17 protein-coding genes and 1 tRNA gene are annotated in these 15,986 nt (G+C 36.8%); all 18 read right to left on the bottom strand.

Annotation, left to right across the window (positions count from 1 at the left end; translation table 11 throughout):
- Positions 1–102: 102 nt before the first annotated feature.
- Positions 103–176 (bottom strand) — tRNA-Asp (locus J2786_RS22600).
- A 127-nt stretch (positions 177–303) separates the two neighbouring features.
- Complete coding sequence (trxA, locus tag J2786_RS22595) at positions 304–621, bottom strand: thioredoxin (protein ID WP_027374941.1); 318 nt, start codon at positions 619–621, stop codon at positions 304–306.
- A gap of 85 nt (positions 622–706) precedes the next feature.
- The gene (locus J2786_RS22590; RefSeq protein WP_047433043.1) at positions 707–1,882 is read right to left on the bottom strand and encodes a cysteine desulfurase family protein; all 1,176 of its coding nucleotides are present in this window, start codon (positions 1,880–1,882) and stop codon (positions 707–709) included.
- Between the two features lie 2 nt (positions 1,883–1,884).
- Positions 1,885–2,352, bottom strand: coding sequence for a hypothetical protein (locus tag J2786_RS22585; protein WP_310026865.1), 468 nt, complete (start codon positions 2,350–2,352; stop codon positions 1,885–1,887).
- Between the two features lie 24 nt (positions 2,353–2,376).
- Entirely contained in the window at positions 2,377–2,964 is a 588-nt protein-coding gene (locus J2786_RS22580; protein WP_047433050.1) for an HAD-IB family hydrolase, read from the bottom strand.
- A gap of 3 nt (positions 2,965–2,967) precedes the next feature.
- Positions 2,968–3,693 (bottom strand): SDR family NAD(P)-dependent oxidoreductase, encoded by a 726-nt coding sequence (locus J2786_RS22575; protein ID WP_047433053.1) that lies wholly within the window; start codon positions 3,691–3,693, stop codon positions 2,968–2,970.
- The gene (locus tag J2786_RS22570) at positions 3,693–5,012 is read right to left on the bottom strand and encodes an FAD-binding oxidoreductase (RefSeq protein WP_047433056.1); all 1,320 of its coding nucleotides are present in this window, start codon (positions 5,010–5,012) and stop codon (positions 3,693–3,695) included. Before J2786_RS22570 ends, J2786_RS22575 begins: the two co-directional genes overlap by 1 nt.
- Entirely contained in the window at positions 5,009–5,896 is an 888-nt protein-coding gene (locus J2786_RS22565; RefSeq protein ID WP_047433059.1) for a decaprenyl-phosphate phosphoribosyltransferase, read from the bottom strand. The genes J2786_RS22570 and J2786_RS22565 overlap by 4 nt, the downstream gene beginning before the upstream one ends.
- A gap of 107 nt (positions 5,897–6,003) precedes the next feature.
- The gene (locus J2786_RS22560; RefSeq protein WP_047433060.1) at positions 6,004–6,693 is read right to left on the bottom strand and encodes a YiaD family glycine zipper/OmpA-like lipoprotein; all 690 of its coding nucleotides are present in this window, start codon (positions 6,691–6,693) and stop codon (positions 6,004–6,006) included.
- 26 nt (positions 6,694–6,719) lie between these two features.
- Positions 6,720–7,211 (bottom strand): lipocalin family protein, encoded by a 492-nt coding sequence (locus J2786_RS22555; RefSeq protein ID WP_047433063.1) that lies wholly within the window; start codon positions 7,209–7,211, stop codon positions 6,720–6,722.
- Positions 7,212–7,335: 124 nt separating this feature from the next.
- Positions 7,336–9,018 (bottom strand): S8 family serine peptidase, encoded by a 1,683-nt coding sequence (locus tag J2786_RS22550; RefSeq protein WP_310026862.1) that lies wholly within the window; start codon positions 9,016–9,018, stop codon positions 7,336–7,338.
- A gap of 79 nt (positions 9,019–9,097) precedes the next feature.
- On the bottom strand, positions 9,098–9,721 hold the full coding sequence (locus J2786_RS22545) for a WbqC family protein (RefSeq protein ID WP_185097546.1): 624 nt from the start codon (positions 9,719–9,721) through the stop codon (positions 9,098–9,100).
- Positions 9,722–9,780: 59 nt separating this feature from the next.
- On the bottom strand, positions 9,781–11,427 hold the full coding sequence (gene lepB / locus J2786_RS22540; RefSeq protein ID WP_047433069.1) for a signal peptidase I: 1,647 nt from the start codon (positions 11,425–11,427) through the stop codon (positions 9,781–9,783).
- 135 nt (positions 11,428–11,562) lie between these two features.
- Positions 11,563–12,264 carry a 4-hydroxy-tetrahydrodipicolinate reductase gene (dapB, locus tag J2786_RS22535; protein WP_047433073.1) on the bottom strand — a complete coding sequence of 234 codons (702 nt, stop codon included), beginning with the start codon at positions 12,262–12,264 and terminating at the stop codon, positions 11,563–11,565.
- A gap of 61 nt (positions 12,265–12,325) precedes the next feature.
- Entirely contained in the window at positions 12,326–12,964 is a 639-nt protein-coding gene (locus J2786_RS22530) for a DUF5683 domain-containing protein (protein WP_142013934.1), read from the bottom strand.
- Complete coding sequence (locus tag J2786_RS22525; protein WP_047433079.1) at positions 12,965–13,855, bottom strand: ParB/RepB/Spo0J family partition protein; 891 nt, start codon at positions 13,853–13,855, stop codon at positions 12,965–12,967.
- A 69-nt stretch (positions 13,856–13,924) separates the two neighbouring features.
- Entirely contained in the window at positions 13,925–14,698 is a 774-nt protein-coding gene (locus tag J2786_RS22520; RefSeq protein WP_002981269.1) for a ParA family protein, read from the bottom strand.
- Between the two features lie 164 nt (positions 14,699–14,862).
- The gene (locus tag J2786_RS22515) at positions 14,863–15,708 is read right to left on the bottom strand and encodes a hypothetical protein (RefSeq protein WP_047433082.1); all 846 of its coding nucleotides are present in this window, start codon (positions 15,706–15,708) and stop codon (positions 14,863–14,865) included.
- Between the last annotated feature and the right edge of the window lie 278 nt (positions 15,709–15,986).

The raw sequence follows: 15,986 nt of genomic DNA, 5'->3' as shown, positions 1-15,986 counted from the left end.
CGGACGGGACTCGAACCCGCGACCTCCGCCGTGACAGGGCGGCATTCTAACCAGCTGAACTACCGGATCAATTTTTTTAAAGTAAATTGAGAAAAACTTCTGCGATCCGGACGGGACTCGAACCCGCGACCTCCGCCGTGACAGGGCGGCATTCTAACCAGCTGAACTACCGGATCATTATTTTAAAGAACGTCGTTTCTTTTTCGTGGTTGCAAAATTACAACTTTTTTTGTTATCTGCAAATTATTTTAAAAAAAATGCCTTCCAATACTGGAAGGCGTTCATTATCAAACTTATTTTTTTTTATAAGTGAGCGCTTAATTTTTCAGCGATTACCTCTTTTGGAGCTACACCTACTAATTTATCTACTACTTCTCCATTCTTAAAAATAAGAACGGTAGGGATATTTCTGATACCATACTGCATAGAAATCTCCTGGTTGTTGTCTACATCTACTTTTCCAACTACTGCTTTACCTTCAAAATCTGATGCTACTTCCTCGATGATTGGTCCTAAAGTTCTGCAAGGTCCACACCATACTGCCCAGAAGTCTACTAATACCGGTTTGTCTGATTTTAAAACCGTATCCTGAAATGAGCTGTCTGTAATTTCTAAAGCCATTTTTGTTTCTTTTATTTTAATTAATATTATTTTTCTTTTAATCCTTTATTTGGATATTCAAAATTACGCTTTTTAAAGCATAAGACTATCTATGCTCAACATTAGTTTTTTCTATAGTGTAGTCGCTTGAAATTTCCTTTAGTGCATTGACCAGTGTATCGATCTCTGCCTTTGTTGTCATATGGCTGAACGAGATACGTAATGGAGTACAATGATCCATTTCGTCCTCAGAAAGCACCATCATCATAACCATCGAAGGTTTTGATGCTCCGGATGAGCATGCACTTCCCTGAGAAATTGCAATACCTTTCATATCCAGTTGAAGTCCTATCAATGGGTTCTTGTAAGGTAATAATGCACTTAAAACTGTATAAAGGCTGTTTTCCTTTTCAGCACTTCTTCCGTTGAATTTAATTCCTTCAATTTCGGCAGAAAGTCTTTCAATTGCGTAATTTTTAATGTCCTGCATATGGTTGGTATATTCCTCCATATGATTCAGAGAAAGTTCTAATGCTTTACCTAATCCTACGATACCGCAAACATTTTCCGTTCCCGCTCTAAGGCTTCTTTCCTGAGGTCCTCCGGTAATAATTCCTTTTAAGCCTGTTGCTTTTCTGATAAATGCAAATCCAGCTCCTTTTGGTCCATGAAATTTATGGGCACTGCACGATGCAAAATCCACAGGGATATCGGAGAAATCAAGGTTCATATGAGCCATTGTCTGTACGGTATCTGAGTGGAACAGCGCATGATGCTCTTTGCACAGTTGGGCAACCTGTTTAAGGTTAATGATATTTCCTATTTCATTATTGGCGTGCATTAAGCTTACCAATGTTTTTTTATCTGAAGCTTTTAAAAGTTCTTCTAATTTAGCAAGATCAATATCTCCTTTTTCATTGGGGCGGATATAGTTTACTTCCACTCCTTTTCTGCTTTTCATATCCAGAATACTTTCAGAAACGCATTTATGTTCCAGGGGAGAGCTTATGATTCTTTCTACTCCCAGGTGTTCTACCGAGGATTTGATGATCATGTTGTTTGATTCGGTACCACAGGAAGTGAAAATGATTTCAGCAGGAGTTACATGAAGATAGTCTGCAACCTGTCTTCTTACATTTTCAATAAGGATCTTTGCTTCCTGACCAAAACTGTGTGTTGAAGACGGGTTTCCGAAATTCATTTTCATAGTGCCAACCATAGCATCTATAACTTCTTCTGCAAGCGGAGTGGTTGCGGCATTATCTAAATATACTTTATCCATTATTATTTTGAATATTTTAATTCTACAGAGGTAAATTTGTAATCTGTGGGAACAGTAAATATAAACCAAGGACTAGAGATCACCTGAATTTCCATACCACCGGAAGGTTCTCCGGCCGGAACTTCTACATATAAAATCTGATTTTTCACAGATATACTTTTGATCTCTTCAATTTTATGACTCCCTGATCTGAAGCTTCCCAAATTGTATAAAACAACTTTTTTATTTTTCGGAAATTTCGGGTAGCTGATGTAAGATTCCTTCCCCACTTCTGCGATACCAAAACTTCCTCTGATAATGTTGCTAAAATCCTTTTCGTCTTTAATAATCTTAAAGCCGGGACTATCGGTTCCGCCCTGATTTTCAGAAACCAGGAGTTCCGTATTTCCCTGCACAGCAGAAGACTTCTGAGATGAAGTGCCTGCACAGCTCATAAAGATTGCTGCACATGCAATTAACAGGCTTTTCATTTTTTACAATTTTATCTCCCAAAATTAGTGAAAAAATTGGTAATGTCCCTCATTTGCCCATTTCAACATTGGCCGATCTCCTGAAGTGTCACCAAATGCAATAATTTTATCGTACTTAGAATCGTTGATTTCTTCTTTAATTCGCACCAGTTTTTCTTTTCCATTGCAGTTTTTCCCTACAAAATTTCCTGTGAAAACCCCGTTTTTAAACTCTGCCCGCGTAGAAACAAGCTCCATTTTCAGTTCTTCAGCAAAAGGCTTCACCCAGATATCTAATGATGCGGTTACCAATAAACTCTGTGTATTATTCCTATCGATATTTTTTATAAAGTCTAATGCATTTTCCCTCACTATTTTAGGATAATGCTGTTCAAAAAACTGTTTAGACTTCTGTTCAATTTTTTCCTGGGTCTGTCCTCTTAAAATAGAACCTATAAAGCTTTTTTTTACTTTTTCTGTTTCAGCCAGTTTCAGCTTCAGCAGAATAAAAAGAGGTACATGTCTTAAAAATTGTATATGATATTTTGTAGAATCATAGAATTTAAGATACATAAACATGGTATCTTTATACGTGAGGGTTCCGTCAAAATCAAAACAATACAATTTTTTCATTTTTTAAAGCTTTAATTTTTTGAATATAAATTCAGGGATATTCCTGATAATCATCATAATAATACTCCAAACAGGCAAAACATATGCCACATTCCTTTGCTTTTTGAAGGCTTTGTAAATACAGGAAGCGGCCTGTTTCGGAGTGGCTGTCAGTTTTGGATTTAAAGGCAGACCTTCCGTCATCTTGGTTTCCATAAATCCGGGTTTTATGGTAAGAACATGTACTTTTTTATCAAAAAGATAATTTCTCAAACCACTCAGATAAGCCGTAAAAGCTGCTTTTGCACTTCCATAGATAAAATTACTCTGTCTTCCCCGATCTCCAGCCACTGATGAAAGCCCGATTATCGTTCCTGATCTTCTGCTTTCAAATTTTTGAGCAAAATAATTCATCACAGGAACCAGCTTTGAATAATTGATATCAATAATACGCTCGGTATTTCTGTTATCATACAATCCTTCTTCAGTTCCTTCTCCCAAATATCCTACGGCACAAAATAATACATTTGAATTGATATTATCAAATCTGTTGTAATCAATTTCTTTCGTAAGATCAAGTTCTACGACTTCCGCCTGCTGCAGAAACTTAACATCAATATGTCTTGCAAAACGCTCTGTAGTTTCTTTATTTGAGGTAAAAAGATAAATTTTTTCAAACTTTTCTCCTTCCTGAAGTGCTTTTTCCACAAAAGCCTGTGCCACTTCAGATGTACTTCCCAGAACTATCATTATGAATTATTATTTATGATTCTTTTGTGCTGTAAAGACACAAATTTAGGATTTTGAATATTTTTCAGGTAACTGGTAAGTGACGACCTGCTCATGCTGTCTTTGGTAAGATAAATTCTTCCTCCGAACTCCTGAACAATAGCATCCAGCTGATCTACCAGTTTTTTCAGTTTTGAATTAACTTTAAAATCCAAAGCCAGTGTATACCCTTCCACAGGGAATGAATTGTAAGCCTGAGGATTGTTCTTTCCAAAAAGTTTTAAAACCGCTAAGAATGATCCGTTACCACTTTTGGCAATTGTTTCAAGGATTCTTTTCATCCCTTCCTTTCCGGTTTCTTTAGGAATTACCATCTGATACTGTATAAAACCTGACTTTCCATAAATTTTATTCCAATCTGTGATGGCATCCAAAGGATAGAAAAACGTCTCATAATCGATAAAGTTTTTCACTTCCTTTTTAGTTTGCTTTTTATAGTATAACCAGTTGAATATTTTTACAGTAAGAGCATTCAGTACAAATCCTGGAAAATAAAACGGAACGGCAGGAGAAAATTTCTTCTTTAATCTTAAAGGTGTTTTTGAAAAACTCTGGGGAAGTTCATGCTGGAAAGCGTGTTCTCCTCTCATAAGAATACTTCTCCCTATATTTTTTCCTTTCTGAAGACAATCAATCCAGGCAACGGTGTAGGTCCAGTTTTCACTTTCATCGAACAATTTGAATATCTCATCCAGATTTTCAGCTTTTATACTCTCCTGACGGATGTATGCGGATTCTATATTTTTAAGTTTAAATTTCGCTGTAAGGATAATGCCTGTAAGTCCCATTCCACCAATGGTAGCCCAGAACTTTTCTGCATTCTCGTCTCTGGAACAGGTAATAATTTCCCCTTTCTCAGTCATTAGCTTAAACTCGATCACGTATTCTGAAAAACATCCTTCTGCATGATGGTTTTTTCCATGAACATCAGAAGCGATAGCACCTCCTACTGATACAAATTTTGTCCCGGGCGTAACGTATAGAAAATATCCTTGCGGAACTGCAATTTCCAGTACATCTGAAAGCAATACTCCGGATTCACATTCTATTATTCCGTTTAAACGGTCAAAATTGATGAATTTATTTAATTTTTTTGTTGAAAATATAGATTCTCCTAACGAAGCATCTCCATAGCATCTTCCGTTTCCTCTTGCAATAACTTCGTTGTGATTGAGTACAAATTCCTTTATTTTTCTGAAACTGTCCTCAGATCTCATTTCCTTCTCTACTACCGGGAAATTTCCCCAGTTTGTAACTTTCTGTATGAAATTCGGTTTCATTTCTTAAAATAAATTTGGATTAAAAATGTAACTACCCAAAGCAATAAAGTAACCTGTATATAACGGTCTCTGTAAACAATTTTTGTAGGAGATTCCGTTCTGTTATAAACAAGGGTCTGCTGCAGATACCTTAACAACGCGAATACCACGAAAATCACGGTATAAAAAACTCTTTCGTGAAATCTTTCCTGAACTTCAGGGGATAGGGTAAACATCAGGTAGCAGACAATAGCCAGCGTAATAGAAATGGATAAAGCAATATCTGCAAACTGAACGTTATATCCATCCAATGCTTTCCTGGTTTTTCCAGAAACCTGGGCATTGATAAGCTCGCCTCTTCTTTTTCCTATTGCCAGTACCAAAGCCAATACAAATGTCAGCAGAATTGCCCATTGTGAGATACTGATTCCGGTAATATATCCTCCAGCCAGTACGCGTAATACAAATCCTATGGCAATAATAAAGATATCAATGATAGGAACATGCTTCAGCCTGAAAGTATAGGCAAGATTCATAACCACATAAAATCCTATGATAATTGCAAATTTCCAAAGAAATTCATGGAAATAAAGTTGAGTAAAAAATACAAGACCAATATCTGCAATGATAAGACCTATAAGAATTCCTATCGCTTTTGATTTTGAAATAGCTCCACTCGCCAGAGGTCTTCTTCTCTTTTCAGGGTGTTTTCTGTCTGCTTCAATATCATTATAATCATTCAGGATATAGACCACACTTGCTGCAAGTGAAAATATAACAAATGCAAAAATGCTTTTGAGAAGCAGATCTATATTAGTAATATTACCTGAAAAGAATAGAGGGACAAATACAAAAAGGTTTTTCACCCATTGCTCCACACGGAGCAGTTTTAAATATTTCTTCATTTATGTTATTTCAAATACAAAAATAATAAATTCAAAATTTCTAGCATAAAAATACAAAAAAAACCGCCGGGGCGGTCTTTTACGAAAATATTTATATATTAAATTAACTATTGGCCTTGTTTGGCGTCGTTAATCATTTTTTCATTGGCAGTAATTGCAAACTCTACTCTTCTGTTTTTAGCTCTTCCTTCTTCAGTATCATTGCTAGCTACAGGCATTGCTTCTCCTTCACCTTTTGTAAACATTCTGTTTGATGCAATTCCTTTTCCTGATAAATAGGCTTTCACAGCATCAGCTCTTCTCTGAGAAAGTTTAAGATTGTAAGCATCTGCACCTTTGCTGTCTGTGTGACCATAGATATTGATGTTTGTATCCGGGTTATTAGCCAGTACTTCAGCTAATTTATCAAGGTTTGTTTGTGCAACAGAAGTAAGGTTTGAAGAGTCGAAAGCGAAGTTAACGATACTTTCATTCATTGTTACTTTAATACCATCTCCTACTCTTTCTACCTGAGCTCCTGGTAAAGTTTCTTTAATATCTTTCGCCTGCTTATCCATTTTGTTACCGATAACGTTACCAGCAACACCTCCGATAATACCTCCTAATACAGCTCCGATAGCACCGTTTCCTCCTCTACCTACATTATTTCCAAGGATACCTCCAAGTACTGCTCCTGAAGCAGCACCTACTGCTGTACCTCTTTGTTGGTGATTTGAATTTTGAACCGCTTCACAGCTTGTCAATAATAATGCTGATGACAAGAAAAGGGCTCCTACGTATGTTTTTGTAAATTTCATTTTTTTTGATCTTTTATGTTGATAAATTATTTCATTCCTGTTCTCTGGAAGTTGTAAACTACTTTTACATTACCCCCTTCAAACGGAACATCTTGCTCAAGTGAAAACTGATCTGTAGACTGATTGATCATTGTAAGGCTGTAACCTGCTGTATTCTGTTTTGCTTTAGTACCTGAAGCAATTTTTTTAAACATAAAAGTATTACCTCCTTTCACTTCAAATTTAATAGGCTGTGTAATTGCCGGGCAATCTCCACCACCGTTTAAAGTATACGCTCCTGTCCAGTTATTAGGAATCAATCTCCAGTGGCTTCCTACGAAGCACTGTGCGTCTGCACCTTCGTCAAAAGGTTTAATTTTATAACCTTTATCATAATCTATGCTTACAATCTGCCAGTCTCCTTTCATTTTCAGGAAGTCGGCTCTTTGATTTTGAGATGTAGCTGCTTTGTTAACAGAGGAACACGAAACTGCAAAAAGTGATGTTCCCAACATCCCTGCAAGTAGTAACTTTTTCATTTTGTTGTTTATTATTTTGTTACTATAAAGTTACAAAAAACCGTGCCAAAATTTAAAATAAAAAACAAAAAGTCCGAAAAAATTCGGACTCTTTATGGTTTCTCCTTAAATACAGGGAGATAAATTATTTTTTAACAGCCTTTTTTACGGATTTCGAAGGCTTGGCTGTGCCTGAAGGTTTACCTTTATAGAAATTGGTATAGGCGTATTCTGCAGCTTTTTTCAGGTCAATCACTCCACCAGCCTGAGATTGGTCTCCAAATCCATCTGCTGTACTCGGATTACTGCTTTTCACAAGAGCTTCAATGATCTGATAAGGTTTAAGATCCGGCATGTAAGCCAGTAAAACAGCTGCTCCTCCGGCTACCACAGGGGAAGCCATAGAAGTACCCTGAAGATATTTATATTCGTTTTTAGGTACGGTAGAATAGATTTCTTCTCCCGGAGCGAAAACATTGACCATTTTCTTATTGTAATTAGAAAAATCTGCTCTCAGGGCATTGTTTTTATTGGTACTTGCCCCTACTACAAGAACATTGCTTACAAACGGTTTTTCGTCCGTAACGTTCTTAAAGTTGGTAGGATATGCCAGATGTTCTGCTACATCTTCATTTTCATTACCTGCAGCCTTTACTAAAAGAACTCCTTTATCTTCGGCGTATTTGAAAGCATCCCAGACAACATTCTTACCTGGAGAAACAGGTTTTCCAAAGCTCATATTTAATACTTTTGCTCCGTTATCTACGGCATATCTGATGGCATTGGCAACGTCTTTATCTCTTTCATCACCATTCGGAACTGTTCTTACAGACATGATTTTAGCTACTTTGGAAGCTACTCCGTACTGAACTTCTTTTCCTTGCGGAAGTCCGGCAATAATACCAGCCACGTGGGTTCCGTGTTCTGCATCCGGTCCTTCATAGTGATTATTTCCATAAATTTTTTCAGAATAATCATCGTAATTATCCCCTACAATTTCTTTTCTTGGATCATATGAAAGGTCATATTGTTTTGCTGCAGGAGCAAAATGATCGATGGCATCTTTCATTTCTTCCTTCATCTTTTTTTCGAATTCCTCTGCAGATTTTCCTTTGAATTCGGGACTTTGTGAAATCTGACCTAGGAAATCCAGGGCAATGGCGTCTCTCTGATCTGTTGGAGCTTTGATCGCAGCAATAGTTTCAGCAGTGACAGGTTTCCCTCCCAGGAGCTTTACCATATTGGGGATCAGCTCGTTTAGCATAGAATAGGTCTGAAAGTTTTGTTTTGCCTCGATACTTTTTTTATTGAACATATCTTTGGCTTTCATATACATCTCAAACTCTTCCTTCATCTTAGCCTGGTTGGCTTTATTTTTTGCGGAATCATCTCCTTCGAAAACAGGCTTGTATTTGGCAACTACTCTTGTTACTTCCATGTTATCGATATCAATATCACCGTTTTTACCTCCTATAAAGTTCCATCCGTGTACATCATCAATATATCCGTTTCCATCATCATCTTTACCATTTCCGGGAACTTCATTAGGGTTTGACCATAGGTTCTTTACCAATCCGGGGTGATCTACCTGTACTCCACTGTCTAATACTCCCACCACTACGGTTTTAGGCTTCAGTCCTTTAGATTCTAAATATTTATAAGCATTTGCCGTATTTACTCCATATACTTTTGAAGTTGTAAAATCTTTATGATACCATGTCATCAGATCTTTATCTTCGTTGGGATCAATACTTTTAGCTTTAGATTCCTGTGCATAGGAGAAGCTAAAACCTGCAAAAAAAACTGCAGCTAATAATACCTTTTTCATATGTTGATATTTAATTTTAAAGACATATGTCAATCGCCGCATGTTTTAAACTGAAAGTTTCATTAGCAGCGATTGTATGCTAATATGATTGTTTTATATTTTTTATATATACCAACGATTCCGGGCCTTTATTACAAATAAGGTCAAGAACCGAAAGGTCTTCCAAAAATCCTAATTTATCAGAAAATGTCTGATAATATTCTTCCATCTGAAATTCCGAAGGATGTTTTGCTGAAAACTTTTCTCTGAAATTAATACTCTCTGGATTTTTGATATATTCTTCATTCAAAGAGTGTGCCTTTTCTGTTTTCAGTATCTGTTGGATCACTTCTATCCCTTTAAGGTTAAAATCCAGAAGAAACTTTTCTTTAAGGTCAAATATTTTTCTGAACTTATCTTCATAATACTCGAAATAAGGAGAACTCTGGTATGCGGTCTTAATGGATTTCCAATGAAGTGTTCTCCAGTCTTCACGGTAAGAGATTTCAACATCTTTAAATTCTCTTTTTCCGTTATGGTTGATAGGAATTATTAATGATAATTTTCCGTTGGCTCCATAAATATTGGCTCTGTTTCTATAGGTCTGCTTCGGGAAGTTTTCAAACTGTTCAAATACAATTTCATTCTCAGGGTTCAAAAACACTGAGAACCATGAGATTGGGGGCATATAAAATGCCGGCAATAATACATTCGTCATATTCATAATGCAAAAATGAAGTATTTTTTCAAATACTTCATTCTATTTTAAGTTTAATTTTTCTATTAGTCGTCTTCAGTTTTTTTCTTTCCGAATAATTTCATGAAATAATCCCATCCGAAGAATAAAATCAGGATCATCGCTGCAATCCACCAGTAAGAAGTTTTATTAGATTCTCCTGTATTGGTGGCTTTGAACATTCTTTCCCAACGGATTTTTTTAGGGGCCTGATACGTTGAGCTTGCATCTGAGAATACTCCCTGCACACTCATCCATGTAAACATCGGTTTTCCAACAATATTTTCTTCCGGAACGAAACCAAAGAATCTTGCATCCAATGATGCATCTCTGTTGTCCCCTATCATCATATAATAATCCTGCTGAATGGTATACTGGTTCGCTTCTTTACCATTAATAAAGATCTTCCCATCTTTCTTTTCCAGGCTGTTGTGCTCATATTCGGAAATAATCCACTGGAACATTGGCAGTGTTTCCTGATTGATTGCCACCACATCTCCTTTTTTGGGAATTCTGACAGGTCCGTACCAATCCTGGTTCCAAGGTTTGTTGATTGGGAAAATAGATTGTGTAGTATCTATCTTCGTTTTAGCCTCGTCTCTGTAATATACTGCGGCTTCTCCTTTTGGTGAAACCTCTTCCTTCATATCAATAACGTGAGGAAGTTCTTTAATTTCTTTAGCCGTTTTATCCGTTAAGCCCTGGAATCCATAAAGGAAACCTCCATTATTCTGCTGTACTTCCTGAACGGGTAAAAATCCATATGCTTTATATAAAGTTGGGATATCCAATTGAGCATCCGTCGTTACAATATATCTGTGCTGTACTTCCTGATCTCCTAAAACAGTCTCCGGCTTTCCGTTAACGAAAAGTCTTCCGGCTCTCATTTCAAAAGTATCTCCAGCTGTTGCCACGCATCTCTTTACGTAAGGATCTTTTCTGTCGATAGCCGTGTGTACGGAATCCTGAGGATAGTTGAAAACAACTACATCATTTTTCTGTGGTTTGTTGAATTGTAAGATTCTTGTATAAGGAAGTTTTATTCCATCTACATAAGATTTCGGATCATCTTTAGGATTCCCTTTCTGCCCTGTATCCATAATCGTTCCCTGAAGGAAAGGTATTGCTACCGGACGCATGGGAAGTCTGTATCCGTAGCTCCATTTGTTTACAAAAAGGAAATCACCTACCAATAATGTTCTTTCCATAGATCCTGTAGGAATCCCGAAAGGCTGTGTTACAAAAACGTGGATAATGGTAGCGAAAACTACGGCAAAGGTAATGGAACCAATGAATGTATCTTTCTTCTTATCATTTTTTTCTTCATCTGTAAGGAACAGATCGTTTGCATTTTCATCTTCTAACTCTACATCTTTAGAATAGTTGATTACCGCCATATAAATAAACGGCAGAATTACGGTAAGAATCTGATCTTTAAAAAGTGTTTTCCCAAACTTCTTCACTAAGTAAAGGTGGAAAACAGACATCATGATTGGCCCTACTATCGGAAGATAAGACAGGATTGCCCACCATTTCGGATGTTTTGTTTCTTTCAGGATAATAAAATAGTTGTAGAAAGGGATAAAAGCAAATAAAGGGCTATAGCCCATTTTTTTGAACAGTTTCCAAGATGAAATCCCCATTAATATGGATAGTATGAGGACATATACTGTATAAGTTAAAAAATAATTCATAAATTTTTGTGCCTATTCTTATAATATAAATAATAAAAATGATGAGTAATAAATGATAAAAGCAGGCCGCTGTTTACAATTCACTAGTCATCATTTTCTGCTTATTGGTCTGCAATTTACAGAATTTGTTACAAATTAAAGCCCCAAAACGTCTTTCATTGCGAAGTTTCCTTTTTTATCTTTAATCCACTCAGCAGCTACTACAGCTCCCAGTGCAAAACCATTTCTGTTGAAAGCGGTATGCTTGATATCGATTTCGTCTACCTCACTTCTGTAATACACGCTGTGTGTTCCGGGAACTTCATCTTCACGTATTGCGAAAATTCCAAGCTGCTTACCTTCTGTTTCTTCCAGTTTCCAGGCATCAAATTTTGGATTGTTTTGAATGATTCCTTCTGCGATGGAAATAGCGGTTCCACTTGGAGCATCTTTCTTATGAATATGGTGAATCTCTTCAAGCTGACAAGAGTATTCATCTACATTTTTCATCAGAGCTGCCAATTTTTCATTTAAAGCAAAGAATAAATTCACGCCTAAACTAAAGTTGGAACCATATAGGAAAGCTGTTTCGTTATCTACAGCCAGTTTTTCAATTTCAGCTTTTTGATCAAGCCATCCTGTTGTTCCGCAGATCACCGGAATTTTATTTTCAAGACAAGCTTTGATATTTTCAAAAGCTACTTCCGGCAGTGAAAATTCAATCACAACATCCGGATTATTAAGATTCTCAGCAGTTGGGGTTTCCTTCAGACGGGCAACTACTTCATGACCTCTCTTCTGTGCGATCTCATCAATGATCTTACCCATTTTACCGTAACCAACTAATGCTATTTTCATATAATCTTTTTATTTTTTATTCTGCATTCAGTCCTCAGAATTTCTGCAGGTCTATTGTCTTTTAAAATCTGTAACTTAAACTGAATCCTGTTTTCGGTGCACTGTACCCATACTGATCCTGAATAACCGATGGTTTAAAAACCAAATCCGGATCATGGCGGCTTTCGTAAAGGTGGGCATCTACTACAGCGTCTACAATATTCAAAATATAGATCAGACCTGTAATAGCAATAGCATAATCCCTTTGCCTTTTGGCTCTGTCCTGTGCATTACCCAATGCTCTTTTGTCCAGCCAGGGGTGGCTATCTACAAATTCATTAGGAGTACCATTCAGTTTCGCTACGTAATACTCGCGGTATTTTTTGTACTGGTTATCATTCCATACGGCAATACCAACTCCTGCACCTACCGCTCCCCAAACGATAGGAATTTTCCAGTATTTTTTGTTATAAAACTGTCCTAATCCAGGTAAAACTGCAGAATATAATCCCGCTCTGGTCGGATTCAGCTTTATGGTTTTTACTGTGGGACCATTGGCTTTTTCAAGATCTTCAATAATCTTTGCTTCTGTTTTGCTTGGTTTTACCACACGAGGTTCTTCTTTCGGAAGAGTCTGCATCCGAACGGTATCGATAGGATTTACTTGTGAGTAAGCCAGTACAGCGATACACAAGAAAAATGTGAAAAATATTTTCTTCATTTATTTAATATGGGATAAAATATATTCCAGCTCTTCTTCGTTTTTGAAGTCCAGAACAATCTTACCTTTTTTACCATTTCCAGAAGCTTTGATCTCTACTTTTACGTCTAAGATATCAGCAATGGTCTTCTGGACTTTTTTATAGTTATTGGAAAGCTCCACTTTTGCTTTTTTAGCAGCGGGAGACTTTGGGTTCTTCAGTGCAGCAGCAGCCTGCTCAGCCTGGCGAACGTTTAATTTTTCTTTGATAATAAGATCAAACAAAACCTGTTGATCTTCTTCGCTTTCAAGACTGATAATAGCTCTTCCGTGCCCTGCGGAAATTTCCCCGCTTCTGATGGCATTCTGAATATCCGGATTTAATCTTAAAAGTCTGATAGAATTGGTAATGGTACTTCTGTCTTTTCCTATTCTCTGGCTCAGGTTTTCCTGAGTAAGACCGATTTCCTCCAAAAGCCTGTGATAAGTTAATGCTATTTCTATAGCATCAAGATCTTCTCTCTGGATATTTTCAACAAGAGCCATCTCAAGTAGCTCCTGGTCATTGACTAAACGGATATAGGCAGGAATAGTGGTTAAACCCGCAATTTTAGTTGCCCTGTAACGTCTTTCCCCGGAAATGATCTCAAACTTTTCACCGTCTTTTCTCAGGGTAATCGGCTGGATAACCCCTAAGTTTTTGATTGACTGTGCGAGTTCGTTTAATGCTTTTTCATCAAAATAAGTTCTCGGCTGCGTTGGGTTCGGATAGATATCTTCAAGCGCAACTTCTACAATATTTCCCACGAACTTATCTGCTCCTTCATCAGTAGCGGAATTGATAGTTGCTTTGGATTCTGCACTTAAAATGGCGCCCAAGCCGCGTCCCATAGCTCTTTTTTTGTCCTTCATAGATATAATTGATAAATGATGTTTGAGAAGTGATGCCTGGCATTCACTTGTTGGCCATTTATTATTAATTTAATTCTTTATTAAGTTTTCATTCTTCAAAAGAACTTCTTCAGCTAACTGAATATACTGAACTGCTCCTTTACTTTCTGCATCATAGTTCAGGATACTTTCTCCAAAACTTGGCGCTTCACTCAATCTTACGTTTCTGCTGATAATAGTTTCAAATACCATTTCAGGGAAGTGCAGATTTACTTCTTCAACAACCTGATTGGATAATCTCAATCGGCTGTCATACATGGTTAAAAGAAGACCTTCTATTCCAAGATCTTTATTGTGGATCTTCTGAACATTTTTAACGGTATTCAACAATTTCCCAAGTCCTTCTAATGCAAAATACTCACACTGGATCGGAATGATTACAGAATCTGCTGCAGTAAGAGCATTGACGGTAATAAGACCTAAACTCGGTGCACAGTCGATGATAATATAATCATAATCATCTCTTACACTTGCCAATGCTTTTTTCAACATATATTCACGGTCTTCCTTGTCTACCAATTCAATTTCCGCTGCTACCAGATCGATATGTGACGGAATAATATCCAGGTTCGGAGTCGCAGTCCTTTTGATACAAACTCTTGTATCCGCACTGTGCTCCAGTAGATTATATGTAGAATACTGAACATCTTCAACACCCAGGCCGGATGTTGCATTCGCCTGAGGGTCAGCATCAATGATTAATATTCTTTTTTCCAATACTCCTAATGCTGCTGCCAAATTTACAGCGGTGGTAGTTTTACCAACACCTCCTTTTTGATTAGCAATACCTATGATTTTTGCCATTATTAGAACTTTAAGTTTCAAAAATACACTTTTTTCTTTGCTCTCGGTGAGTGGGGAAAATCAAAATTGAGTTAAAATATTGTTAATAAGCAATTTAAGGATAAAAAAAATTATCCACAAAAAAAATTCTTTGTGGATAACTATTTGAAATTTACTTTTTCGTATTAATTCTCAAATCTCATGGAGATTGGAAATTTGAAATAACTTCTAACGAATTCTCCTTTTTTGTTTTTGGCGGGAATCCATTTTCCTTTATTGGAAATCATTTTAATTGTTCTCATTGCCTCATTATTAAAATCGGCGTTGGTTCCGTTAGCTTTTACCCCTGAGATGGTTCCGTCCATTTCTACAATAAAGGTAACTGTCGTTTTTACAACATCTTCTGATTCAAATCCTGAACCGTCGAAGCTGTTCATTACTTTATTTCTGAAGGAGTCTATTCCTCCCGCAAAACTGGCTTCTACCCCAAGTTCTCCGGACTCGGCAATTTTATTTTTATCCACCGGATCAGAAATCACTGGTGGCTGTGTATTGATTACAGGCCCTGTTCCTACCGATACTGTCGGAACATTGGGTGTATTAGGTGTTACCGGCTCTCCTTTAAAATTGTCTTTAAAACCGGCTACAGCATCGTCAGGAATGGGATCTTTTTTCACATTATCCTGAGCTGTACTTGATGGCGTAGGCACTATACTGTTAAATGTCTTTGTATTGGGTGCTGCTTCAGGCTTTACTGGAGTAATTTTAACCGGAGGTGCAACATGATCATCGGGAATGATTACTGGTGGTGGGAGTTCCCATATTTTATCTGTTGTTTCTGCTGTCTTAAATGCTGAAATCACAAATGGTGTAATGGATACTGCTGCCATTAAACTTGCTCCGATAAAAAGCGCTTTGGTTAATATTCTATCTGATTCGTTTCTTAATACATAGGCACCATATTCTTTATTGCGGTGCTCAAACAGAACTTCGTTAAAACGAAATTCCTGGTTTTGGTTATGTTGTTTCATCACTACTACTATTTAAACTGTTAAAAATTGTGATTATTAGTTTTGTTAGCTCTTATCGATAAGCAATGTTGTAATATCAAAACATCTGCCAAAATTTTACCAAAACAACATAATATTAGAAAATTTTATGACAATGTTTAAATTTTAACATTTACAGATAGAAAGTTTAAAGAAGAAAGAGGAGTTATTTCTTTTCAAGTAAATGAGGAATAAACTTAATGATCTCTTACCATTATCAAGGTTTTAGACCTTGACAATGGTCATAAAAACAAAAAAAG

The organism is Chryseobacterium vietnamense (assembly GCF_031454475.1).
GTDB lineage: Bacteria > Bacteroidota > Bacteroidia > Flavobacteriales > Weeksellaceae > Chryseobacterium > Chryseobacterium vietnamense.
Note: the sequence above shows the minus strand (reverse complement) of the source record. Positions and strands in the feature narration are given on the sequence as shown.